This is a genomic window from Lewinella cohaerens DSM 23179, from assembly GCF_000379805.1.
Taxonomy (GTDB): domain Bacteria; phylum Bacteroidota; class Bacteroidia; order Chitinophagales; family Saprospiraceae; genus Lewinella; species Lewinella cohaerens.
The window spans coordinates 19,300-44,001 of sequence record NZ_KB903560.1; the positions used below are offsets into that span (position 1 = coordinate 19,300).

The 24,702-nt window shown below is 44.8% G+C and carries 22 protein-coding genes; 14 read left to right on the forward strand and 8 right to left on the reverse strand.

The window, feature by feature from the left end:
* Positions 1–105 precede the first annotated feature (105 nt).
* Positions 106–1,461 (forward strand): DUF2851 family protein, encoded by a 1,356-nt coding sequence (locus tag A3EU_RS0120605; protein ID WP_020538094.1) that lies wholly within the window; start codon positions 106–108, stop codon positions 1,459–1,461.
* Here A3EU_RS0120605 and A3EU_RS0120610 read toward each other — a convergent pair.
* Positions 1,412–2,137, reverse strand: a complete 726-nt coding sequence (locus A3EU_RS0120610; RefSeq protein ID WP_020538095.1) for a DUF554 domain-containing protein — start codon at positions 2,135–2,137, stop codon at positions 1,412–1,414. The genes A3EU_RS0120605 and A3EU_RS0120610 overlap by 50 nt on opposite strands.
* Positions 2,138–2,334: 197 nt before the next feature.
* On the opposite strand from A3EU_RS0120610, the gene A3EU_RS0120615 reads away from it, so the two are divergent.
* From A3EU_RS0120615 to smpB, 5 genes are all read left to right on the forward strand, one after another.
* Positions 2,335–3,834: a PhnD/SsuA/transferrin family substrate-binding protein gene (locus A3EU_RS0120615; RefSeq protein ID WP_020538096.1), complete on the forward strand. Its 1,500-nt coding sequence runs from the start codon at positions 2,335–2,337 to the stop codon at positions 3,832–3,834.
* A 177-nt stretch (positions 3,835–4,011) separates the two neighbouring features.
* Positions 4,012–5,658 carry a hypothetical protein gene (locus A3EU_RS0120620; RefSeq protein ID WP_020538097.1) on the forward strand — a complete coding sequence of 549 codons (1,647 nt, stop codon included), beginning with the start codon at positions 4,012–4,014 and terminating at the stop codon, positions 5,656–5,658.
* Between the two features lie 9 nt (positions 5,659–5,667).
* On the forward strand, positions 5,668–6,462 hold the full coding sequence (locus A3EU_RS0120625; protein ID WP_020538098.1) for an alpha/beta hydrolase: 795 nt from the start codon (positions 5,668–5,670) through the stop codon (positions 6,460–6,462).
* 89 nt (positions 6,463–6,551) lie between these two features.
* The gene (locus tag A3EU_RS31245) at positions 6,552–8,792 is read left to right on the forward strand and encodes a S9 family peptidase (RefSeq protein ID WP_020538099.1); all 2,241 of its coding nucleotides are present in this window, start codon (positions 6,552–6,554) and stop codon (positions 8,790–8,792) included.
* 244 nt (positions 8,793–9,036) lie between these two features.
* On the forward strand, positions 9,037–9,507 hold the full coding sequence (gene smpB, locus A3EU_RS0120635; RefSeq protein ID WP_020538100.1) for an SsrA-binding protein SmpB: 471 nt from the start codon (positions 9,037–9,039) through the stop codon (positions 9,505–9,507).
* Between the two features lie 5 nt (positions 9,508–9,512).
* Here smpB and panD read toward each other — a convergent pair whose 3' ends face one another.
* Both panD and panC read right to left on the reverse strand, forming a co-directional pair.
* Positions 9,513–9,860: an aspartate 1-decarboxylase gene (gene panD / locus A3EU_RS0120640; RefSeq protein ID WP_020538101.1), complete on the reverse strand. Its 348-nt coding sequence runs from the start codon at positions 9,858–9,860 to the stop codon at positions 9,513–9,515.
* 226 nt (positions 9,861–10,086) lie between these two features.
* Positions 10,087–10,947 (reverse strand): pantoate--beta-alanine ligase, encoded by an 861-nt coding sequence (gene panC / locus A3EU_RS0120645; protein ID WP_020538102.1) that lies wholly within the window; start codon positions 10,945–10,947, stop codon positions 10,087–10,089.
* A gap of 214 nt (positions 10,948–11,161) precedes the next feature.
* Here panC and A3EU_RS0120650 point away from each other — a divergent pair, with 214 nt between their 5' ends.
* The 7 genes from A3EU_RS0120650 to A3EU_RS0120680 all read left to right on the forward strand — a co-directional run bounded on the left by A3EU_RS0120650 (position 11,162) and on the right by A3EU_RS0120680 (position 20,470).
* A complete protein-coding gene (locus A3EU_RS0120650) occupies positions 11,162–11,983 on the forward strand; it encodes a glycogen/starch synthase (protein ID WP_020538103.1) in 822 nt (273 codons plus the stop codon).
* A 141-nt stretch (positions 11,984–12,124) separates the two neighbouring features.
* A complete protein-coding gene (locus A3EU_RS0120655; RefSeq protein WP_020538104.1) occupies positions 12,125–13,519 on the forward strand; it encodes a DUF4270 family protein in 1,395 nt (464 codons plus the stop codon).
* A 144-nt stretch (positions 13,520–13,663) separates the two neighbouring features.
* Positions 13,664–15,502: a glutamine--fructose-6-phosphate transaminase (isomerizing) gene (gene glmS, locus A3EU_RS0120660; RefSeq protein ID WP_020538105.1), complete on the forward strand. Its 1,839-nt coding sequence runs from the start codon at positions 13,664–13,666 to the stop codon at positions 15,500–15,502.
* 10 nt (positions 15,503–15,512) lie between these two features.
* Positions 15,513–16,217, forward strand: coding sequence for a DUF4290 domain-containing protein (locus A3EU_RS0120665; protein WP_020538106.1), 705 nt, complete (start codon positions 15,513–15,515; stop codon positions 16,215–16,217).
* Positions 16,218–16,420: 203 nt separating this feature from the next.
* Positions 16,421–17,743 carry a UDP-N-acetylglucosamine 1-carboxyvinyltransferase gene (gene murA, locus A3EU_RS0120670; protein WP_020538107.1) on the forward strand — a complete coding sequence of 441 codons (1,323 nt, stop codon included), beginning with the start codon at positions 16,421–16,423 and terminating at the stop codon, positions 17,741–17,743.
* 51 nt (positions 17,744–17,794) lie between these two features.
* Positions 17,795–18,112 carry a DUF4286 family protein gene (locus A3EU_RS0120675; protein WP_020538108.1) on the forward strand — a complete coding sequence of 106 codons (318 nt, stop codon included), beginning with the start codon at positions 17,795–17,797 and terminating at the stop codon, positions 18,110–18,112.
* A 141-nt stretch (positions 18,113–18,253) separates the two neighbouring features.
* Positions 18,254–20,470, forward strand: coding sequence for a DUF5916 domain-containing protein (locus tag A3EU_RS0120680; RefSeq protein ID WP_020538109.1), 2,217 nt, complete (start codon positions 18,254–18,256; stop codon positions 20,468–20,470).
* Positions 20,471–20,612: 142 nt separating this feature from the next.
* Here the strand turns inward: A3EU_RS0120680 and A3EU_RS0120685 are convergent, their stop codons facing one another.
* From A3EU_RS0120685 to A3EU_RS0120705, 5 genes are all read right to left on the reverse strand, one after another.
* Positions 20,613–21,611 (reverse strand): NADP-dependent oxidoreductase, encoded by a 999-nt coding sequence (locus A3EU_RS0120685; protein ID WP_020538110.1) that lies wholly within the window; start codon positions 21,609–21,611, stop codon positions 20,613–20,615.
* A gap of 277 nt (positions 21,612–21,888) precedes the next feature.
* Positions 21,889–22,275: an Hsp20/alpha crystallin family protein gene (locus tag A3EU_RS31250; protein ID WP_211213958.1), complete on the reverse strand. Its 387-nt coding sequence runs from the start codon at positions 22,273–22,275 to the stop codon at positions 21,889–21,891.
* A 162-nt stretch (positions 22,276–22,437) separates the two neighbouring features.
* Positions 22,438–22,716, reverse strand: a complete 279-nt coding sequence (locus A3EU_RS0120695) for a hypothetical protein (RefSeq protein WP_020538112.1) — start codon at positions 22,714–22,716, stop codon at positions 22,438–22,440.
* Between the two features lie 404 nt (positions 22,717–23,120).
* Complete coding sequence (locus tag A3EU_RS0120700) at positions 23,121–23,459, reverse strand: hypothetical protein (RefSeq protein WP_020538113.1); 339 nt, start codon at positions 23,457–23,459, stop codon at positions 23,121–23,123.
* A gap of 12 nt (positions 23,460–23,471) precedes the next feature.
* Complete coding sequence (locus tag A3EU_RS0120705; protein ID WP_020538114.1) at positions 23,472–24,020, reverse strand: RNA polymerase sigma factor; 549 nt, start codon at positions 24,018–24,020, stop codon at positions 23,472–23,474.
* 142 nt (positions 24,021–24,162) lie between these two features.
* On the opposite strand from A3EU_RS0120705, the gene rpsF reads away from it, so the two are divergent.
* Positions 24,163–24,696 carry a 30S ribosomal protein S6 gene (gene rpsF, locus A3EU_RS31255; protein WP_020538115.1) on the forward strand — a complete coding sequence of 178 codons (534 nt, stop codon included), beginning with the start codon at positions 24,163–24,165 and terminating at the stop codon, positions 24,694–24,696.
* Positions 24,697–24,702: the final 6 nt, after the last annotated feature.

Consider the following 24,702-nt stretch of genomic DNA (forward strand, 5'->3'; position numbering starts at 1 on the left):
TTTTCTTGTTGATTACCAGGTGTTTAGGTGCGTTATTTAAAAACAATCCCCTCCCCATCGTGGAATTTTTCTCGCTTTCGACTCCTATATATAAAGACCTTTATCATGCGAGAAGATTTTCTACACTTTGTCTGGCGCCTCCGTCGCTTTCGGTTAACGGAATTAAAAACGACTACGGGGCAAGTAATCGAGATTGTTCACCCTGGTCAGCACAACCATCATGCAGGGCCTGACTTTTTAGATGCGCGTATCCGTATCGATGGTACACTCTGGGCCGGAAATATAGAGATGCACCTGCGTAGCTCGGAATGGCATGCCCATAAACACCAGGATGATCCAAATTATAATAATGTCATTTTGCACGTTGTGTTGGAAGAAGACGTCATCATTCGCCATGCTGACGGAGAGCGTATTCCCTGCCTGGATTTGCGCAACTACCTGCCCGTAGGCTTGGCCAAGCAGTACCTCCGCCTGCTGAATAGTGAGCAGTGGATTCCTTGTCAGCAACAGTTGTATACCGTGCCCGAAATAACGTTCAATCTCTGGTTGGATCGCCTGCTGGTCGAGCGACTGGAAGAAAGAACCGAAGCACTTGCAGAACGCCTAGATCGTAACGGTGGCGACTGGGAGGAGACTTTCTACCAAAGTCTCGCCTGGGGTTTTGGCCTTAAAGTCAATGCTGACCCTTTCCTGATGTTGGCCGAATCGTTGTCGATAAAGACATTACTGCGACACAAGAATAGCTTGCCCCAGATCGAGGCGCTACTTTTTGGCCAAGCAGGCCTCCTGGAAGAAGACTTTACGGATAATTACCCACGTCAGCTACAGCAGGAGTACCGATTCTTAAAACAAAAATACCAGCTACAGCCCATGTCCGCCAATCACTGGAAGTTTATGCGCATGCGCCCGGCAAATTTCCCTTCGGTGCGCATCGCCCAGTGGGCGACGTTGCTTTTTCGTACCGGCCAGCTGTTTAGCAAAATGCTGGTAGCACAAAACCTACGTGAAATGGAGAATGCTTTCGTTGTAGAATTGTCTAATTATTGGCAAACACATTTTCGCTTTGATAAAGCCAGTAAAAAAAGCACGAAAACGCTGGGGAAAGCCCGGATTCACCTGTTAGTCATCAACATCATTGCGCCTTTTATCTTTCTGTATGGAAAAAAACGGGGAGCCGATATTTACCAGGAACGTGCCCTCCGATTGATGGAAGCTGTACCCGCAGAACGCAATCATATCCTGGCAGAGTGGAAAGCATTAGGTGTAAATATTAAGCAAGCGAGCCAAAGTCAGGCCTTACTACAGTTGAAAAATAGCTACTGTAATGAAAAGCGTTGCCTGGATTGCGCCATCGGTTGCAGTATCCTCAAGCGAAACCCCGATGTGATGGAAGAGGATATTTTGTACTTGCCTACTTGGTGGCTTGCACCCGCTGCTGAAGCCACGTCAAAGGAAGCGTGACCAAAAGAGCGGGCAGTAGGTTTTCTACATTGATAGCTCCTAAATCAAGGATGTTAATGCCAATTCCGATGATCAATGCGCCACCTACGGCACTGAGTTGGGCGATCATCGTAGGCGTGAAAAATTGCTGTAGCTGGCGTGCCATCAATGTAATACCACCTTGAAAAATCAGCATAGGAACGATAGAAAACAATACGCCAATACCATAAGTAGAAGCAAAAGCGATAGAGGAGATACCATCGAGGGTAGACTTGACCATTAGCAGGTCACGCTTGCCTTCGAGGCCTTCTTCAATGGCACCAACGAAGGTCATACTGCCGATACAAAACAAAAGGAAGGCAGTAATGAGCCCTTCTGTAAATGCACCTTCGGTAATGCCTAATACTTCTTTTATTGTGTCTCCCAACCCTTGTAGCCCAGCCTGTACGCCCAGGAGTTCGCCTACGACACCTCCTAAAATCAAGCTGAAAATAAAGTTGAGCAGATAACCTTCAGGAACCTTGAGGCTCATCATGACGCCTAGTACCAGTGTACCTAGCCCAATCGCCTGGAAGATAATCGACTGGATGTTTTCGGGGAAAATCCCCTGTAGATAAAGACCGATCAAACTACCGATAGTCACGGTTCCCATGTTGATGAGGGTGCCTATAGGGAGTTTACTGTTGCTGAAGTTCATAAAAGCTCGTGGTTTAAAAGCTGCACTAAAATTATTTCTTTTCTCGTTAACTCAGCGTAACAATTCTAATGATCTCCGTATAAAAGACAGAAACAGTTCAATATAGTTAGGAACGGCCCAACTTATTTTTTGCGCAACACGTATGGTTCCAGGTCGCTAACTTCAATTATATTGCAGGATAAACCCAACGACCCAAGATGAAATCCAACAAGACAAAAGGGGCAAAAAATATTACGATCGCGGCCTTGTATGCTGATGCTGACTTAAAGTATTGGGATGAGATGGAGCGCCACCTGGGCTTGCTAGCCAAGATGCACAGCAATGTTAGAATTTGGACAGTAAAGGACATTGATTTAGGGTCCGAGGTTAAGCAAGAGATTCGCCGGGAGCTTAGCCAGGCTGATATTACACTGTTGTTATTGAGCGCAGATTTTGCCATTGAGAATATCTTCGATGAAGAAACACGTATTCTGTTGTCGAACTATGCAGCACATGCCGGGAAAGGGCGTTATGTCATGCCTGTTATTGTGCAAGATTTCATGTGGCGTGATCAATACGATGATGCTTTTGATATCGAAAAGCTGAAGTTTTTCGACCGAATTATCGAGAACCCTGAAAACAGAGAAGCTATCTATCGGGAAATCACCGAAACGCTCAATCAGTACATCAAAGAAATTAATGTCCGTAGTATCAATTTTGTAATTCCTACTTGGGTAGGTTTTATGGGAGGGATCATGTACAACAATGGTTTTGTGCGTTCGCGGCAAACGCCTTTGTACAAGTCGTTTAAACGAAGTGTTCGGTACGAACTGAGTGATAATGTAGAAGAAACCTGCCGTCTGATGAAGGCAGGAGAAGCAGACCTGATCTGGGCAACCTTGGATCGCCTGCCTTCCGTGTTGTTTAAACTGAAGGATAAAAATCCTAGAGTGATAGCACAGGTGAGTTGGTCAAACGGTGCAGACGCTATCATCGCCCGTAATGGTATCAAAACATTGGAAGACTTAAAAGGGAAAAAAGTAATTTACCCCTACGATTCTCCGGCGTTTACTTTTTTGAAGTACGTTTTGCAGGAGGCAGGAATGGATACTTTCGATATCGTCCATCAACCTCAAAAGGATGTTGACTTGGATGTGATCAGTACTAATTTTACTCACGATGAAACCATTGATGCCGTTGTGCTTTGGAGTCCCTATGTGGAGTCCTGTCTGGTAGAAGTGCCCGGTACACAGGTTATCGCACATACCGGAGATTACCCCAATCTTATCACCGATGTAGTCGTTGCTACCGAAGAGTTTGTCAATCTAAATAAAGACGAACTCATCATGCTTTTCAAGGGCTGGTTTTCCGAAATTGATAAGTTTAACCAGGATGAGCTGTATAAAATCGGCGCATTGGGTGTGCTTATCGAAGCCATTATCGAGCCTTTGCCTACAATTATCCCCAGTAAGATTAAGGCAGATTTGATTGATAGCTTGCGGACTTATTTTCAATCTTCCCTCGAAAAAGTCCACCTGTCTACCTTGGAGGAAAATCTCGCGTTTTTTCATTCGGCAAAAGATGGTAATTCTCCAGCAGCCGAATTGTATCGCCAATTTTTAGAATTTCAGTTTCCTCAGTTTTTATTGGACCCTGCACTGCAATGGGAAAAAGTAGTAGACAACTCAGTGGTAGAGGGTATTCAAATAGATAAATAGTTTTACCTAAAGATGTAAAGGTGTGTGATGTAGGCAACTTTCGCCTATCTTTAACGATCTTTAATCACTTGATTATTAGTGGTTGCGTTCATTTCGTAGACTTACGAGGGCACCCTGTTAGGGGGTACTGTTTACACCTCGCATCACTATAGTATCTGTTATCAAAAAAAACAATCTATGCGCCATTTTACCCTATTGTTCTCTTTTTGTCTACTACTGACGGGCCTTTATGCCCAAGAAGCGACAAGCCTTGAGGTTTATAATATTCTCCAAGCAAAATGTGCAACTTGCCATAGTGGTGTTGACGCACCGGCAGGACTGGACCTGCAAGGCTCGGGAGCGACACTGAACGCTCGTATGCAAGATGTTTATACCACCCTTTATAATCAAACTCCTGCCAATGCTACTGCTGCGGCCAAAGGGGATGCTTATATTTATCCAGGCCGTGCAGATCGTAGTTTTCTCTTTCGGAAAATGAATAGCGGTCTTGAACCTACCGTTCACCTGGAAGCTAGCGGTGATGAAGGGCAAAGTATGCCTCCTTACGGGGAACCAGTACTCACCAATGTAGAGAAAGAACTGATTCGGCAATGGATTCTTTACGGAGCACCAGCTGCCGGAACGGTAGTAGATCGAGCTATTTTAGAAAGTTATTACAGTGGCATGGCGCAAGCTTCTTTTCCTGATGGACCACCTCCTGCTCCAGCACCAGAAGAGGGTTTTCAGATAAAAATGGGCCCATTCTACCTCGCACCAGGGGATGAACTGGAGTATTTTCAGAAATACGAACTGGAGCTACCCGAAGAAATAGAAGTCAATCGACTGGATATGAAAATTGGCACCTATTCTCACCATTTTATCATGTATAATTTTGGCCCCGGTGGCGATGCCGGTATTGCTGAAGGCTTTCGGACCAACCCTTTTCATAATAACGTTAAATTAGTTGCAGCGATCCAGGAACCGACTGATCTTAACCTACCCGAAAATACCGCTTTCCGTTGGGATGAGGGGTTGATCGCAGACCTCAATTCTCATTATATCAATTACTCGGCGACATTGGTGTATCAAGCCGAAGTATACGTCAATGTATATACCCAAACGACGGGCACAGCTGCTCAAGAAATGTTTACAGAGCTGCTCGTAAAAGGTAATATTCCAATTCCTAATAACGAAAGTACAACCACCCACACCCAGGTGGTAAACCCCAACTGGGGAGAAGTCTACCTGTGGGGGCTTATGGGGCATACTCACAAGTATGGAACCAGTTACAAAGCTTGGCGCCGGGAAGGCTTGCAAGCTACCGAGATGCTCTACGATGCGGCCTGCCCACGGGGTGAGCCGGGGTGTGTGTCGCCTTATTTCGATTATCGTCATATTCCTTTCCGTTATTTTGAACCATTGGAGCCTGTAACTATGAATTTTGCCAATGGCTTGATACATGAAGCAAAGTGGGTAAATGACGGCCCTACTTCCGTGAATTTTGGCCCCACCAGCGACGACGAAATGATGGTGATGGTTGCGATGTATACCGAAGATTCAACGGGCGTGCAGGTAGTTCCTACAGAAGAGATTATAACAGCGCATGATGTTCTCAAGGTTAGCCCTTCTCCTGCCAGTGATTGGGTGCAAGTACAAAGCCCGGATTATATACAGGATGGTACCTTCGTGCTTTTTGACGCTACGGGGAGACAAGTTTGGCAACAATCCGTTAGTGGTACCCGTTTCCTTGTGGAACGCGGGGTATGGCCGGCAGGAATGTACTGGTATCAGCTACAAACATCCCAAGCCAAAGCTTATACTGGCAAAATTCTTTGGCTGGAATAGTATTGACTTATGAAGTGGATTAAACGATTAGCTTATTTTTTTGGCATTCTTTACGCACTGGTGTGCGTAGTGCTTTATTTTCAACAAGAGAGAATAATCTTTAATCCAACAGTCCTGGAGGACTCCTTCCAGTTTTGGGAAGGAGAAGAGGTTTACGTGCCAGTAGAGGAGGATATTGACCTGCATGCTTTGTGGCTAAAACAGCCAAGTACGCGCGGTGTAGTACTCTACTGGCACGGCAACCGAGGTTCTAATCGCCGTTGTTTGCGCCAAGCAGAAAATCTCGCTGGTTTAGGATATGATGTATTTATGCCTGATTACCGAGGCTACGGAAAGAGCGATGGGCATATTTCCTCAGAAAAACAGCTGTTTGCAGATGCCCAAACGGTATACGATTGGCTTAAGCAACATTACCGTGAGGATCAAATCGTAGTATTGGGTTACTCGTTGGGCAGCGGTGTCGCTACGTATTTAGGAACAACCAATCATCCTCAGCATTTGTGTCTGGTAGCGCCTTACCGTTCTATGGTAGAGATGAAAAACCTTATTCTCCCAGTTGTTCCCTCCTTCTTGGTTAAATACCCACTGCGTAATGATTTACGCTTGGGCAATGTAAAAGTTCCTGTCACCCTTTTTCACGGAACGCAGGATGAGTTGATTCCTTTCGAACACTCGCTCTTTTTACAAAAATTGCTACCGCAAACAGCACAATTGATAAGCTTAGATGGAAAAGGGCACCGAGGCGCTATTTTTAGTTCCGTGCTCAGGGAAGAGTTGCATTATATTATCAAAAATAACATTTAGGCGCTTTTCTGTATTTTTGTCGACTGTAAATGAAATTAAGGAACAGCACGAAAATAAATCGCACTTGTTTTTCTGCGCAATATGACATTATGAATAGACTTATTCTCCTTTTAGCCTTGAGCCTAGGCCTACAGGTCGTAGGATTCAGCCAGCAAAAAATCTCCCTAGAAAGAATTTGGGACGATTATCTTTTTACACCTAAGCGTGTACCTGGCTTTACTTTTATGAACGACGGGCAGCATTACACGCGCCTGGAAAACAATAAGATTGAGCAGTATGATTTGCGTACTGGCAAACAGGTAGCAACCTTACTGAATGTAGGAGACCTTGCTCAGGTTGATAATATTAGCAGCTATCAGTTTACGGAAGATGAGGCTCGGATTATTCTCAGTAATAATCATAAGTCGATTTATCGTCATTCTTATGCGGCTGATTTCTATATCTACAATCGGTCTGCGAAAAGTATAGAGCGGGTTTTTGAAGAAGGCAAACAAGTGCGTTTAGCAGCACTGAATCCACAGGGAGATAAGGTTGCCTTTGTATACGAAAACAACCTTTATGTACAAGACGTGGTCAGTAAAAACGTAACCCAAGTCACTACCGATGGAGCGATTAACAAAATCATCAATGGTGCTACCGATTGGGTTTATGAGGAAGAATTTGGAGATGATAACGGTTTCTTCTGGTCACCTGATGGTCAGCAAATTGGCTTCTATCGTTTTGATGAATCAGCTGTACAAGAATTTACCCTTACCAACTACGAAGACGGACTCTATCCAGAGTATGTCACGTTTAAATATCCTAAAGTAGGGGCAAAAAACAGTGATGTAAGTATCCATATCTACGACCTGAAATCAGGAAATACCAAAGAAGTTGCGAAAACAGGTGCCGAATGGGAATACTTTCCTCGAATCAAATGGACGCGCAAAGCCGGTGAGTTGTGTGTGTTCTTTATGAATCGTCACCAGAGCAACCTGGAACTACGCCTGTTGGATTTCGCTGGAAACAGTAAGACTTTATTGAAAGAGAGAAGCGATTATTACATTGATATCCACGATAACCTTGCTTTTCTTAAGGATAGCGACCAGTTTGTCTGGACGAGTGAGAAAGATGGTTGGAATCATGTCTATCTGTATAATATGGACGGAACCCTTGCACAGCAACTTACGATGGGAAGCTGGGAGGTTACCCGGTTCTACGGCCTTGATGAGGCCAATGGAATGATTTACTATCAAGCAGCGAAGCGCAACCCAATGCAGCGTGAGGTGTATGGACAACTCATCAAAGGCAAGGGAAATACAACTTTGTTAGCTGGGGTAGCTGGCACTAATAGCGCACAATTCAGTAGTACGTTTGATTACTTTGTACTTACTTACTCTTCCCAAAATATGCCCGCTTCTTATACGGTGATGAATCGTGCGGGTAAGCAGGTAAGGGTTATCGAAGATAATGCACGTCTCCAGGGCTTACAGCAGACTTACGGTGTTACGGATGTTGAGTTTTTTCAGTTTAATACGGCGGATGATGTGAGCCTCAACGGCTATATGATCAAGCCGCCTAATTTCAGTGAAAAGCGATTGTACCCTGTCTTGATGTACGTTTACGGTGGCCCTGGTAGCCAAACGGCAACCGATAGCTGGGGTGGACAAAACTACTGGTGGTTTCAGATGCTGGCATCACAAGGCTACATTGTGGTAAGTGTCGACAATCGCGGTACTGGCGCACGTGGCGAACAGTTTAAGAAAATGACCTACCAGCGTTTAGGTTACTACGAAACCATCGACCAGACGGAAGCCGCTCGCTATCTTGGGGGGCTCCCTTACATTGACGCAAAACGGATAGGTATCTTTGGTTGGAGCTACGGCGGTTATATGGCGAGCTCGTGTATCTTGAAAAGTAATGATGTCTTTAGAGCCGCTATTGCCGTTGCACCAGTTACCAACTGGAAATGGTACGACAGCATCTATACAGAACGCTACATGAGGACAGTAGAAGAAAACGAAGAAGGCTATCAGCAAAACTCACCCGTTTATTTTGCTGATCAACTCAAAGGTGAATACCTGTTGGTGCACGGTATGGGAGATGATAATGTTCATTTCCAGCATACCGCAGAGATGGCAAACGCGCTGATTATGGCCAATAAGCAGTTTGATACCTATTTCTACCCCAATAGGAATCATGGTATTTATGGTGGCCCCACTCGCTTGCACCTTTATACCAAGATGACCAAGTTCTTAAATGAAAAATTGAAAGTACGCCCACGCGCAGGAGCTGATCGTCCTACGGGGTTATTGCGTGCTGAGCCGGTACAAAAGAATAGCCGAAACTAGTTTGAATTCAATGAAATCTGATTCTCTGACATTTCTTGTGTTTGAAGTCAATCGAAAACAAAAATTACGCTTCTTGTCAGTCGCTTAATATTTTTGCTTTAGCTTGACCACAAAAAAATGTTAGAGAAGGTGAAATCTTAGCTGGACTTTCGGCAAAATGCGGAAAGTCCAGCTAAAGACAAGGGAACTTTTGACTTTTGGTATTGTNACTTTGTGCAGCACCCCCAGAACAGAACAAGCAAAAATGGCTACGAAAAAGAAAAAACCATCCGTCGAGATCGTCAATCGGCGTGCGACCTTTGAATTCCAGTTTATCGACGTTGTCGAAGCGGGGATCTTACTACTAGGAACGGAAATTAAGTCAGTGAGGGCCGGAAATGTCAACCTCCGTGACGCTTACTGCTTGTTCAAAAACGGAGAACTGCTGATCTATAGCATGTTTATAGCACCTTATTCTCACGGTAATCAGTTCAATCACGAAGAACGCCGCGTTCGCAAATTACTACTCAAGCGAGCAGAGCTCAAAAAGCTGGAGAAAAAGGTAAAAGAAAAAGGTTTTACAATAGTTCCCCACAAACTCTATATCAATGAGCGGGGATTTGCCAAAGTAGAGATTGCGCTGGCCCAAGGTAAAAAGACCTACGACAAACGTGATTCCATCAAGCAGAAAGACCTGAAACGGGATTTGGACCGGATCAAGAAGGCCAATTTGTAGGCTTCTTAGATCAGCTTGTTTCCTTCTCCAGGAAATACCACATCCGGTTGATAGGTTTTCGCTTCTTCGGGCGTCATCCATCCGTAAGCGATGATGATTACAATATCTCCGACTTGTACCCGACGCGCTGCGGCACCGTTCAGACAGATCATTCCTGAGCCTCGTTCACCTTTGATGGTGTAGGTCTCAAAGCGTTCCCCATTGTTGTTGTTTACTATTTGCACGCGTTCTCCTTCCTGGAGATTAGCGGCATCCAGTAAATCTTCGTCAATGGTGATACTACCGACGTAGTTGAGGTTGGCCTCGGTGACTACGGCACGGTGAATTTTAGATTTAAAGCGTTGAATTAGCATAAGCTTGTTTTCGCTAAGAGACAGAAAAGTTATTAAGAAAAAACGCTCAATTCTATTTCTGTCAGGCTACTAAATGACTAAGGATCGCAAAAGTATAAAATTTGCTAAACATTGGATACAACTCTCCTTCCTTTTAAGAAAAGTTCGTTTGTTAGTCGTAAACAAAACAAAATTAGGTTAGGTTTATTTTATTCTTTGTTTTTTTGACGTAGAAGCAAGAAGAAAGTTACATATTTCCTCTCAGGGGGAGATTGTCGATCAAGCGAACCTCTCCCGCCCAGACAGCGGTACAAGCAACAACAAGTTCTGCCAGTTCTTCTTGGTCAGGAAGAGGCTGTAAGCTGTAGCCATCCACAATAGAAAAATATTCGGGACGAAACCCTGGCTGGGTCATTGCTTTCATTGCCCAGGTTTCAATGTCTTTAGGAAGTTCACCTTTGATGAGGCGTTTTTTTGCTTCTTGAAGTGTTTGGTAAAGAATAGCAGCTTTCTGACGAGCCTCTGTATCTAATAAGACGTTTCTGGAGCTCATAGCGAGGCCGTCCTCTTCTCGCGCTGTTTGGACAGTGACAACTCGATAGGGCAGGTCGAGTACACGAATCATTTGTTTAACAATCAATTGCTGCTGGTAATCTTTTTGCCCCATATAGAGGTTTTCTGGCTGGACGATATCCAGAAAGCGCTTAACGACTTGTGCAACGCCATCAAAATGCCCAGGGCGTTGTGCGCCCTCCATGCGGGCATCCAATCCTGATAAGTCGATTTTCAACTCCGTATTGTGGCCCGGAGGGTACATATCTTCTACCTCAGGTAAAAAAGCGACATTGCAGCCAACCTTTGCTAACTTTTGTAGGTCTTTACCAGGTGTTCGGGGATACCGATCCAGATCACTGGTTTCATTGAACTGGGTAGGGTTGACAAAAATACTGGCAACGGTAATTTGATTTTCGGACAACGACCGTTTTACCAGTGACAGGTGCCCGGCATGCAAAGCACCCATCGTTGGGATGAAACCAACGGAGCGATTATTGACCCGTTCAGCATTCAGAAAAGACTGTAGCTGATCAACGCGTTTAAACAATTGCATGGAATAATGAATTTTCTTCCCGAAAGCGGGGAGCAAATATAGCCGTTTTTCAGAAAGAGACCTTTTTAAGCAACCTGTTTCAGAGACAAATGCTTGATTTTTACTATCTTTGCAGCTTGAATTGAAGGCAGGAAAGGATATTTGTCCTCTTAGACCATACAATTCATATATAAACGATCTTTGATTCTTTTTAGAAAATTGAGATAGCAGGCGTATGAGCAAAAAGAAGGTATTGATAGTTACCCAGGAAATGGAGCCTTATACTTCCCTCTCGCAAGTTTCCGAGATGGTTCGTCAACTGGCTCCATATGTGCAAGAGAACAACATGGAGATCCGGGTACTGATGCCTAGGTTTGGCACCATTAACGAACGTCGGCACCGTCTACATGAGGTAGTACGGCTTTCGGGCATGAACATCATCGTCGATGACGATGATTATCCTTTGATTATCAAAGTGGCTTCTTTACCAGAAGCCCGTATGCAGGTTTACTTCCTCGACAATGAAGATTTCTTCAAGCGTAAGCAAATCTTCAAGGATGAGAAAGACCAGCCTTTTGAAGATAATGCAGACCGTACGGTCTTTTTCTGTAAAGGGGTTTTGGAAACGGTAAAGAAGTTTGGTTGGGCTCCTGATATCATCCACTGTCATGGTTGGATGACCAGTCTTATCCCGCTGTATCTAAAAACAGCTTATAAGAATGAGCCACTTTTCGAGCCGGCTAAAATTGTTTACTCTTCTTATGCATCTGATAATTTTTCTGCACATTTTAATGAAAACTTCGCTACTAAAGCGTCGATCAATAATCTGTCAGAAGAAGACTTGCACAATTACCAAAATGGTGATCAGGTGCAGTTAGAATCAGGAGCTATTCACTACGCTGACGCTATCGTTCGCGGTTCAGAGGAGCTTACTGAAGAAGCTACAGAAGCATTAGCTAATACGGATAAACCTGTACTGGCTTATGATGAAGAGAATTACCGAGCCAATCTTATTGAATTTTATCAATCACTTTTGACAGAGGAGGTTGAAAGTTAGGTTTTCCAGTAGCAGGTTTTTGACCTTGTAAAATTCTACTGTTGAAAACCTCTCGTTGTACCTCTTTGTATCGTCCATCACTCTTTCTGTCTCGTTATTTAACGTTGAAGGGAGTGATGGACGAAAAGTATCAATACTTTTATGAAGAATAGTTTCTGGACCAAACTTCTGGTCGTTTGTTGCGCACTTTCCCTTGTACTTACCAACTGTACTGACCCCCTTGAAGTAGGAGCAAATTTACTTGATGAGGACCGTGCCAAGGTTGGGTTTACAGATACCCTTAAACTAAAAGTAAGAACGGAAATTGCTGACTCGGTGAGCGCTTTCTCCCCGGGTGTTGGTGCGATTTCTACTTTTCTTTTCGGGCGAACCGAAAACCCCTACTTTGGAATTACCGAAGCAGGCTTCTACATTGAACCATTACTTTCCCGTGATCTAGGTGGTAATCCTATTGATTTCCTCTCTACGTTTAATCCGAATACGGTGATCTTGGATTCAGTTGTACTGGTACTTCCCCTGGATTCCTCAGGCATTTATGGTGATGTGAACGGGCAGTTCGGCTTGGAGGTATATAGAGTAAACGAAGCACTTGATCCGGTAGCGTTTGATGATGACGGCAATGTCTCTTTCTTTAGCAATATCTTTTACGATGTAGACCCTATGCCGTTGGCATCGGCGATGTTTCGTCCTAATTATGACGACAGTATATTCGTGAAAAAAGACATTAGTTTTTCTACCCTGGATACGGTTGATTTGAAAGCGCCACATGTACGGGTTCGCCTGGATGAGGCTTTCGGACAGACCTTCTTTCAGCAAGATACCACTGTATTTGCTAACGATAGTACCTTGCTTGAATTTTTCAAGGGTTTGTACGTGAAGCCTACCGGTGTTTCTCCTGGCTTACTCAACTTTAATGTCAATCGGAGTTGGTCTGGTGTTTATTTTTACTACCGTGCTGGCACTGATACGCTTACATATAGCTTGGAAGCCGGAAGCATTGGGCGTCGGATCAGTACTTATACGCATGATTATGAGGGCTATGTAGCAGGAGATTTTATCGAAAATCCTGATACGCAGGATAGCTTGATGTTTCTGCAAGGTATGCAGGGGCTGGAAGTTGCTTTTGAGATTCCGGGGCTTGAAAACTTCGATCAAAAAGTAATCAATAAAGCGGAGTTGGAATTGACGGTAGCGATGCCCGCCGATTATGACCTTATTTTTAATCCAGTATCAGAGCAGATTGTTGCATTGAAGAAGACGGACGAAGGCGAACTTATTGTGATCAGCGACGTTTCCGTGCTCCCCAACGATCTAGGTGTTTACTTTGGCGGGCAGCCAGAGGAACAATCTGGTGGAGAGGTGTTATACAAATTGAATATGTCAATACATACCCAGTATGTTATTGATGGTTCTGAGCCACAAACAATATATTTAGCAGTATTTCCTAAAGCAGGAAATGCTAGTCAAGTGATATTTAAAGGCCCGGGAGCAGTAGTTAACCCTCCTGTTCTTAAGGTGTCTTTTACGGATTTATAGAACAAATAACAGCATTGCGACATTAGCTTAGAGAATGTCCTGATCTAATCAGGACATTCTTTTCGCGTTGATACATTTGGGGCTTACCTCTTGTGCCAGCGCAGCTATTGACAGTGCTTTTATCCTGGACCAAAAACAAACGACATGTGTGGAATTGTAGCCTACTTAGGCCCTCGCCAAGCGTACCCTGTACTCATTAAAGGCCTTCAACGGCTGGAATATCGAGGATACGATAGTTCGGGAGTTGCATTACTGAATGGAGATCTCCACATTTATAAAAGAAAAGGTAAAGTTCAGGATTTACTAGATTTTGCTGTTGATAAAGACCTTTCTGGCTCAATAGGTATTGGCCATACGCGCTGGGCAACTCACGGGGTGCCAGATCATATCAATGCGCATCCACATCAATCAGGGAATGGGCGTATAGCTTTGGTCCATAATGGGATTATCGAAAACTATGCACTGCTAAAGACGGCTTTAGAAAAAGATGGCCATGTTTTTAAAAGCGAAACCGATACAGAAGTACTTACCCATTTGATTGAAGCCATTCAGGAGCGGGACAACCTGCCTTTAGAAGAGGCTGTACGGGTAGCACTTACCAGAGTAATTGGTGCGTATGCGATTGTGGTTCTTGATAAAGACGATCCAGGCAAAATTGTTGCAGCACGTAAAGCAAGCCCTTTGGTCGTTGGTCTGGGGAAGAACGAATTCTTTCTGGCTTCTGATGCAACCCCTATCATTGAGTATACAAATCGAGTGGTGTACCTCGATGACGAACAAATTGCAGTAGTTAGCCTAGAGGATGGCCTACAACTGCGTTCGATTGGGAATGAAGAACAAACCCCTTTTGTACATGAGCTTGACATGAAAATCGAAGCACTTGAAAAAGGAGGCTATGATCATTTCATGCTTAAAGAAATACACGAACAGCCACAAACAGTAGCAGACTGTATGCGTGGGCGCTTGAATGCCGAAGAAGGGTGGATTCGCCTAGGTGGGCTCGAAGAGTTTGCAAACAGGGTGTTACAAGCTGATCGGTTTATTATTGCTGCCTGTGGTACTTCCTGGCATGCTGGATTAATTGCTGAATACCTGTTTGAAGACTTGGCCCGGATTCCTGTAGAAGTAGAATATGCCTCAGAATTACGGTATCGTAACCCTATCATCCGGGAGAAGGACTTGGTTATTGCGATCTCTCAGTCAGGGGAAACGGCGGATACCTTGGCGGCGCTGGAAATGGCGAAACAAAAAGGCGCAATGCTTTTTGGTATTGTGAATGCTGTAGGTTCTTCTATTGCTCGGATTACGGATGCAGGGTCTTATATTCACGCTGGCCCGGAAATTGGCGTTGCTTCTACGAAAGCCTTTACGGGGCAGGTAAGCTTATTGACGATGATGGCTTTGAGTTTGGCGCACAAACGTGGAACGATCTCTAACTCCTATTTTCGCCAACTGGTAAGTGAATTGGCAAATATTCCGGATAAGATTCGGCAGGTGCTGGAAAAGGACGAGCAAATACGCTATATTGCGGGTGAAATCAAAGACCACTCTAACGCTCTTTATCTAGGGCGGGGTTATAATTTTCCCGTTGCACTGGAAGGTGCATTGAAATTAAAAGAAATTTCCTACATCCACGCTGAAGGGTATCCGGCAGCTGAGATGAAACACGGGCCGATTGCTTTGATAGACGAGAATATGCCGGTGATTGTTACTACAACAAACCGAAGTGCTTATGATAAAATTGTGAGCAATATTCAGGAAGTCAAAGCACGCAAAGGCCTCGTTATTGCAATTGTAAACGAAGGAGATACGGTCATTAGCAAAATGGCCGATCACGTTATTGAAATCCCCAATACAGAGGAACCATTTACCCCTTTATTGTCGGTTATCCCACTACAATTATTGTCTTACCATATAGCCCTCATGCGCGGCTGTAATGTAGATCAGCCACGTAATCTGGCGAAATCAGTAACTGTAGAGTAAAAAAAGAAGTATGATAGATTGGAATATGACTTATAATTCTGCCAAAGATAACCTGACGATTCCGGAATACGGAAGACACGTACAGCTATTGGTAGACCATGCTCGGACGCTCGAAGATGATGCATTACGTCAACGATTCGCCGAGCGGATCATCAAGTTGATGATGCAAATGGTTCCTCAGAACCGCAATATTGAAGATTATAAAGGCAAATTATGGCGCCATTTATTCCGTATTGCAGAGAATGACTTGCGCGTGAGCCCGCCAGAAGGCGTGGAAATGCCTGAAGATGTTAGTGGTCGGTTGTCTCCTGATATGGTACCCTACCCTGAGTCAGAAGCACAGTACCGTCATTATGGGCACAATGTCCAGACAATGATTAAGAAGGCCATAGGTATGGAGGAAGGGCCTAAAAAAGATGGATATGTAGCAGCCATTGCTGCCTATATGAAACTGGCCTATAAAACATGGAATCGCGAGCACTACGTTAGTGATGAAGTTATCAAGGCTGATCTCAAATCCTTGTCAAAAGGCTTATTAGAGATTCCTGAAGAGCAGTCGCTAGATAACCTGGTTAACAAAACAACTCAACGCCGCCGACCTTCAAATAATAGTGGAGGTAAAGGAGGTAAGCGCTCTTCTGGTTATAGTAACAGAAACAGTGGAGGAGGCCGCCGTAAGAACAGTGGAGGAGGCCGTCGCGGGTACCGGAAATAAAAGGTACTTTACTTTACTAAGCATTTGAAAAGAGTGGTTTATCTGACTATTTGTACGAAACCCCATGATTTCACGAATAGAAATTATGGGGTTTCGTCTCTAGTTATAGGTTTTCGGTTGGTCAGCACGGGTTTTGATGGCAATCAAAATTCGGGATGACTCATGTTTGAGGTTTTATTTGATCATCAATAAGTTATCGATTTATGCACGCATCCGGAACCTTTGTGGTAGAAGGTGGTCACGTTTTACAAGGGGAGATTATTCCACAGGGAGCTAAAAATGAAGCACTACAAGTGCTTTGTGCCGTTTTACTCACCAGTGAGCCTGTCGTTATCAGCAATTTGCCAGCAATTAGAGATGTTGGAAAGTCGATCGAATTACTCAAAGGCCTGGGGGTAGAAGTCACTCAGCTTGATGATCATACCTATCGTTTTGTTGCCTCCGAAGTAAATCTTGACTATGTCTTGACGCAGGATTTTATTCGGGATGCCAGTCGTATTCGTGGTTCGGTAATGTTGATAGGGCCACTTTTGGCGCGTTATGGACAAGCTTCGTTGCCCAAGCCAGGAGGTGACAAGATTGGCCGCCGCCGTCTGGATACCCACTTGCTAGGGTTGGAGCAGTTAGGTGGACATTTTTCTTTTGATAATGAACGAAGCCTCTATGCTTTCAAATCAGAAGGTCGTCTGAAAGGATGCTATTTGCACATGGAGGAAATCTCTGTGACAGGTACAGCCAATGTTGTGATGGCCGCTGTATTGGCTGAAGGAGAAACAACGATCTATAATGCAGCATGTGAGCCTTATGTTCAGCAATTGTGCCGAATGCTGCAGGCAATGGGCGCTAAAATTCAAGGTGTTGGATCTAATCGCCTGCATATTGAAGGGGTAGATCAGTTGAAGGGTACCGAGCATCGTTTGTTGCCTGATATGATTGAAATAGGTAGCTTTATTGGTTTGGCGGCCATGACGAAGTCGGAGATTACCATTAAAGATTGTAGGGTTGATCAACTAGGGATTATTCCTCATGTTTTTCGACGATTAGGGGTGCAAATTGATGTTATTGGAGACGACTTGCATATTCCTGCTCAGGAGGAATATGAAATACAGAGTTTTATTGATGGCTCTATCCTTACCGTATATGATGCTCCTTGGCCTGGGTTTACACCCGACTTGATGAGCGTCATTCTAGTGATGGCAACCCAAGCCAATGGTAGTGTTTTAGTACATCAAAAAATGTTTGAAAGCCGCCTGTTTTTTGTAGATAAACTCATTGATATGGGCGCGCAAATCATCCTTTGCGACCCTCATCGCGCCACGGTAATTGGCCTCAATCGCCGGTTTCAGTTAAAAGGTATAGAGATGACATCCCCTGATATTCGGGCTGGTGTTGCACTGCTTATTGCAGCTTTGTCAGCAAAAGGGAAAAGTACGATTCGAAATATCCATCAGATTGACCGTGGTTACGAACGTATTGATGAGCGCCTCGCGGCGTTGGGAGCTAAAATTACCCGATTAGAGGAATAAGGAATAGCACAAAAGCAGCTCAACTGTATTTTGCGCAATACAAAAGTAGTTATGATTTTATATAATGTTACTATACAAATCGACCATGCTAGTCACAAGGAGTGGTTGGCATGGATGAAAGTCGTTCATCTACCAGAAATGATGCAAACCGGTAAATTTGCGGAATACACGATATCACGCTTATTGGGTACTGATGAAACAGAAGGATTTACCTATAGTATACAGTACTTGGCTCACGATTTTACAGCTTATCAGGAATATCAGGAAGAGCATGCAGCAGAGATGCAACGGAAGCACCATGAACGTTATCAGGAAAAATACGTTGCTTTTCGCTCAATTATGAAGGTAGTGGAAAGGAGCGATAATTGATTTTGACCGCAGTAAATAGGCCTTTCACTGCTTTTGGGCGTGATCTTTACTAAGTACTTCGTACTAATGTACCTTTGAATGAACCCTTGGCTACGCTGATCGTTGTGAAGGGCAGTACGCTAGTATGAAAACGCTTATATCATGTTAAAGCAACTATTGTTAATACTACTGCTTGTCGGTATCCTCACCCCTGGTTTCTCTCAAATGGCCTTTTCAGAGAAACTATCTGAAGAAGAAGGGCTTTATCTTCGTAAATCGGAGGACAAAATAACGATCGACGGCCAGCTCGATGAAACTGCTTGGTTTACCGGTCGCCCAGCGGCCGATTTTTGGGAGAACTTCCCTTCCGACTCCTCTCGCTGCAATTGGAAAACGGAAATTTACATGACCTTTGATGAAGACAACCTTTACATCGGCGCCAAGTGTTATGCGCCGGGTAAAGACTATGTGGTGCCCAGCTTGCGCAGGGATTACCGGGCTGGAGGTAGTGATAATATTACATTTCTACTTGATCCCTTTCGCGATCGTACCAATGCTTTCGTTTTCGGGATGAACCCTTTCGGTGTAATGCGGGAGGCACTCATCTCCAATGGAGGAAACAATGGCGGTGACTGGCTGGGCGAATGGGATAATAAATGGCGCGGAGAATCGGCTGTTTTTGATGACTATTGGTCGTGCGAAATTGCGATCCCTTTTAGTACCATCCGATTCCCGGAAGGACAGACAGATTGGTATTTCAATAGTTACCGTTTTGATACACAGAGTAATACCCGCTCTACTTGGCAACCAATCCCACAGAACCAAATGATCATGAGTTTGGCGTATATGGGCAATATGCACTGGGAGGAAGCACCAAAAGCAGGTAAGAAAAGCATTTCACTGATCCCCTACCTCAGTGGAGCAGTCCAAACCGATTATGAAGAAGGCTTGCCAACAGAGAATACCTTTGGGGTAGGAGGAGACGCCAAAATTGCAGTTACTTCTGGCCTCAACCTCGATTTAACAGCAAACCCAGATTTTAGTCAGGTAGAAGTTGATCGACAAGTCATTAACCTGAGTAGGTTTGAGGTTTTCTTTCCGGAACGGCGGCAGTTCTTTCTGGAAAATTCTGACCTTTTTGGCACCTTCGGGGATGATCAAGTGAATCCTTTCTTCTCTCGCCGAATTGGTGTTTCCCAAGACACGAGTACGGGGGCAGCTATTTCTAATCCGATTTATTATGGTGCTCGTCTGAGCGGGAAGCTGGACAATAATTGGAGGGTAGGGCTTATGAATATGCAAACCGCGAGCGATGATGAAAATGGTTTGCCTAGCTACAATTATACGGTTACGGCATTGCAACGAAAAATGTTTTCCAGGTCTAACCTCGGGTTCTTATTTGTGAATAAACAAACCTTTGCGGACCTCGCTGGTGATACCCTCAATAATGCTTATAACCGAGTAGCTGGACTAGACTACAATTTGGCATCGGCTGATAACAAATGGAACGGTAAGTTTTATCTTCATCACTCTTTCTCACCAACTCAAGGAAAGAACCCTTTTACACATGGTGCCCGTATCAATTATCGCGAACGACGTTTTGCTTTCGGAATGGAACAACGTTACGTCGGAGAAGAATATGATGCTGAAGTAGGATTTGTACCACGGAAAAATTATTGGCAGATCAATCCTCGTGCGGACCTTTTTTTCTATCCCAAAAAGGGAAGCATCAATAGGCATGGCCCGCGTTTTCGTTCGCGCTTTTTGTGGACGCCAGAAGAAGGAAGTACTGATCGGTTAATGTTTTTTGCATGGGATATCAGCTTCCTGAATACCAGCCAACTCCAATTCAATGTATCGAATGAATATGTTTATTTACTAGACGAGTTTGACCCCACTCGAACAGATGCTACGCCTTTGCCTAGTGCTACCGGTTATACCTATACCCGCTTTTCTATAGAGTATAACTCTGATCGTCGCAAGACTTTTTCCTACCGAGTGGAACCAATAGTTGGGCAGTTTTTTAATGGTTATCGCTATGGTTTACGAACCAATATTACCTGGCGTTATCAGCCCTTGGGGCAGATTTCGCTTACCACGAATTATAGCTACATTGATCTTCCCGACCCTTACGCCAGTGCCAGCTTATTCCTTATCGGACCAAGAATTGATCTTACGTTTAGTAAGAGTATTTTCCTGACGACTTTCTTTCAGTATAATAGTCAGATTGATAACTTCAACGTTAATGCGCGCTTGCAGTGGCGCTTTGCACCCGTATCCGATTTCTTCCTGGTATATACCGATAATTATAACTCACTGGATTGGCTTGTAAAAAACCGGTCTATTGTGGCAAAGGTGACGTATTGGCTGAATACGTAGCAGCGCAAGCTAACGCGTAAACAGTTGTAGATAGAAACTCGACCTACTATTTGGTGTTTCTACCTTGTACTAAGTACCTCGTACCGTCAGGTTCGCATGCAAAATCAATCGACTTTAATACGTTTCCGTGCGAACTTGACCCCTAAATCACCTTTAGTACCAACTTGCCCATTTTCTCTCCGGTAAATAAGCGTTGGAAAGTAGGGAAGAAATTCTCAATTCCTTCGTAAATATCTTCGCGAGAGCGAAGCTTTCCTGCAGCCATCCATTGCCCCATCTCCTGAGCGGCTTTGCCGTAGTCTTGGGCGTAATCCATTACCACCATTCCCTGCATGGTAGCTCGGTTGACGAGTAACGAAAGGTAGTTGCTAGGTCCTTTTACAGCTTCTTTGTTATTGTATTGTGAAATAGCACCACAAATTACAATCCGGGCATTACGGCGCAAGCGAGCAAGCGCGAGATCTAGAATTTCTCCACCCACATTATCAAAATAAACATCAATTCCTTTAGGGCAGGCTTCCTTCAGTGCCCGTGGAAAACCTTCGGCCTTATAGTCGAGTGCTGCATCAAAACCGAGGGTCTCGGTCAGGTATTTACATTTTTCGGGGCCACCGGCAATACCTACCACTGTGCAGCCTTTAATTTTGGCGATCTGCCCCACTATACTGCCCACGGCACCAGCAGCGCCAGAAACAAGAACAATGTCTCCTTCTTTGATCTTACCCACTTCCAGGATACCAAAGTAAGCCGTCATACCAGGCATTCCCAGTGTGCCAATGTATACGGGCATTGGCGCTAGGCGGGTGTCTACCTTATACCAGTTGTCACCATTGGTCAGGCAATATTCTTGTACGCCGCCCCAGCCTGTGATGATGTCTCCTACTGCAAATTTTTCGTGCTTGCTAGCTACCACTTCGCCAATAGAACCCGCTCGCATTACTTCGCCCAGTTGTACTGGTGGAATGTAAGAGCGAGTGTCGTTCATCCAGCCGCGCATCGCTGGGTCCAATGAGATGTAATGATGGCGCACAACCAGTTGGCCTTCGGCAGGTTCGGGGATGGCCGTTTCGTCCAGGCTCCAAGTATCTTCGGTAGGCATGCCCACTGGGCGTTCGCGTAGAATAAGTTGCTTATTGGTCATTTGGTATATTGTAATTTATAGAGCTTCAACAACAGTGGCGCTGCTCTAGTTGACAAAAGACTGATTTTGTTTTCTGGCATCTCTGATGCGAGAAAGGAAGGACTCTTATATGAAAAATAAACCATATAAGTGATTATAAGAGCATATAAGCGCTTTAAAAAAACACTTAAATGACCTCATATTCCTTATATGGTTCAAAAAAAACTTTGGTGCCTTTGGTGGTTAAAAACCTTTACACGGGTTAAATTTTTGAATTCACCCTAGACAACCTTCCTACTTATTCTACCTCCACCTCACGCCGCTGCGTCACCCGATCAGGATGCTTGGGGAGCGTGATGGTGAGCACGCCGCCTTCATAAGCTGCGCGGATATCCTCCTGGTTGATCTTATCACTCAGTTGGAAGCTGCGCTCAAACGCGCGGAAGCGGAATTCACGCCGTTGCCATTGCCCTTCGGTTTCATTAGCGGGAGCAGTTACATGGACAGTGAGTAAGTCGTCGGCGACCTCCGTCCGGAAGTCTTCCCGCTTGCGGCCAGCCGCAATTAAATAGATTTCGTAGCGGTCGTCCATTTCCTGAATGTTGACCGGCGCACCTTGGCGGTGCATAGGGCCGCGTCCGCGACCGTGATGATGACGGCCACGTTGGCCATGGTGATATTTCATTCCTTTACACATAATTATTGTTGTTTGATTTTGATTGAATGTAACGGCAAACGATTGACAATTAAATCAACCCTGCCGCCTGTACGAGTGAGTTTGAGTAAAGTGAGTGAGCTTGCTTTAGCTAAAACCCCCATCCCAGTACCCAGTACCCCGTACCGAATATTACTGAACCGTGATGGTCTGGAAACGGAATGACCCGTTATCCTGCCATCCGGCTTGAGTGTGCACAGCGGGGTAGCGGTAGGCTTGGCGGTGGTCAGAAAAGCCACCGAAATGGTCTGACTTAGCGTAACCGTAGCGCGCTAGTCGCAACTTGTGTACGAAAAAAGCAAAGGCTGCCAGACCGAGGGCAAAAAGAAGACCAGCGATCAAAAGCTTTGCAAAAAGAAAAAACAAGACCACCCCTGCCGCGAACGACAAGGCTCCGAATAGGATACGCATGATGATTTAATTTTAGAAGACCAGTTGTAAGTGGTCGTTCGTTGGGGTTAAGAAGGTTAGGCCACAGGGTATTACCGTAGCGCTTTCATATAGGTAGACGGATGAGTAGCAGAATTACTTTAAGGAAATGTAAGTTTTTTTAAAAAAAAATGGAGAGGGCATTAAAATGGTAGACCTTGATGCTCATCAAGGTTTGTTTTAGTTGGTGCACAAAGGTGCGTAGCGAATAGCGAAGCCCGGCGGACGGAGGAGCAGCAGCAGTGATAGCAGCGGTTCCGCATTCCCCGCTCAAGCGGGGTGCGGAAAGAGCGAATAGCGCGATGGCCAGCCCTCAGGCGCGGCCAGCTGCCCAGAATAGATGTAGTCCTCTAAGCAGGAGGTGTGTTTTTAAATTTACGGATACCTCAAGAATCCTCCCTTTTTTTACACCGTTCTTTCCAGCGTGCTTTAAAAGAGGCCCGCTCCTCTTCACTCATGTTGCCCCATTTTTCTTTCCAGGCAGCTCGCCTTTTGGGGGTTTGGCGATAGGCAGGCGGTGGGCCCAAACGACCGAAGAGCAAACGACATAATGCGAAAAGGGCCAGTGCTTGCCAAAATTTGATTTCCGGCAAGTCGAAAAGGGGACTGATCGTAGCATTCCAAAGCAGCATCACCACACCAGCGAGGAGGGCGACCACGGCCAGGATCAAAGGAACGAATATAAAAGGTGACCAGCGTTTGCGATATTTATGTTGACGGTGCATATTCTTGCAATGTTAGTAATTAAGGAGTTCGTCGTAAAGGTCGGCCAGTCTTTGGCGCAGGTGTTTGACGGCGTATCCCTTGCGGGAAATGAGTGTTTTTATGTTGATGCCGGTTCGGTCGGCGATAGATTGAAAGGTTTCATCTTCTAATTCGTTCCACACAAAAACATCTCTTTGATTGGCTGGCAATTCGTCCAACGCATCGTAGAGTGTTTCCCAAACCAGCTGGCGAAAATAAGCTTCTTCAGGACCATCGTCTGAGGCGGGAAGCCAATCTTCCAGAAAAAAATCACTGTCTTCACCATTGCGAAGGTCTTCCAGAGCTGAGGGTTCCTTCTTGCGGTAGCGATCAGTCAGGCGATTACGGGCTACGCGATGCAACCAAGCGTTGATATTTTCGATGCTGCCCAGGTCGACAATTCGGCTGAGCTGGTACCAAACATCTTGCAAAACATCCTCTGCATCGGCATCCGAAGTTACCCGTCCGCGAATAAAACGGAACAAGCGATCACCGTAGTTGCGGATGGTTACTGTAATGCTATTGTCTCTGGATGCTGCCATATTAGCGGTTAACAAAATAAGTGTTTTTCTATGGAGACGGATGAATCAGAGAATTACTTTAAAGTTTTTACTTTTTTTAAAACTAAAATCCTATCTTTGCACCCGCTTTTAAAGAATTTATTCACGAATTAGAGTCTGATCTATGCGAAATTACGAAGTAACATTCATCGTAGACCCAGTGCTGTCGGGGGAAGAAATTAAAACGACGGCTCAGACCTATAGCGATATGTTGAAAACGGCTAAAGCCAATATTGTGCACATCGACGAGATGGGACTGCGCACCTTGGCTTACCCGATCAACAAACGCAATAGCGGGGTTTACTACTGTATTGAATTCCAAATGGAAACGGTCGATCTCATCGACGATTTGGAACTGGCTTTACGCCGAGATGAGCGCATCATGCGTTTCCTTACTTACAAACTAGACAAGTTTGGCATCAAGTATAACGAAGACAAGCGTAATGGCTTGATCGGGAAAGCCAAGCGTCCTAAGTCTAAAGAGAAGAAGGAAGGCCGTGATCGCAATGACCGCGATCGTCGTGGTTCGAAACCAGCTCCTAAATCGGAGGCTGCTGCTAAGCCAGCTAAAGCTGAAGCTAAGCCAGCACCTAAAGCTGAGCCAGCTGCTAAGGCTGCTCCAGCACCCGCTCCAGCTGCTAAGCAGGAGGAAGAGTAATCCCTA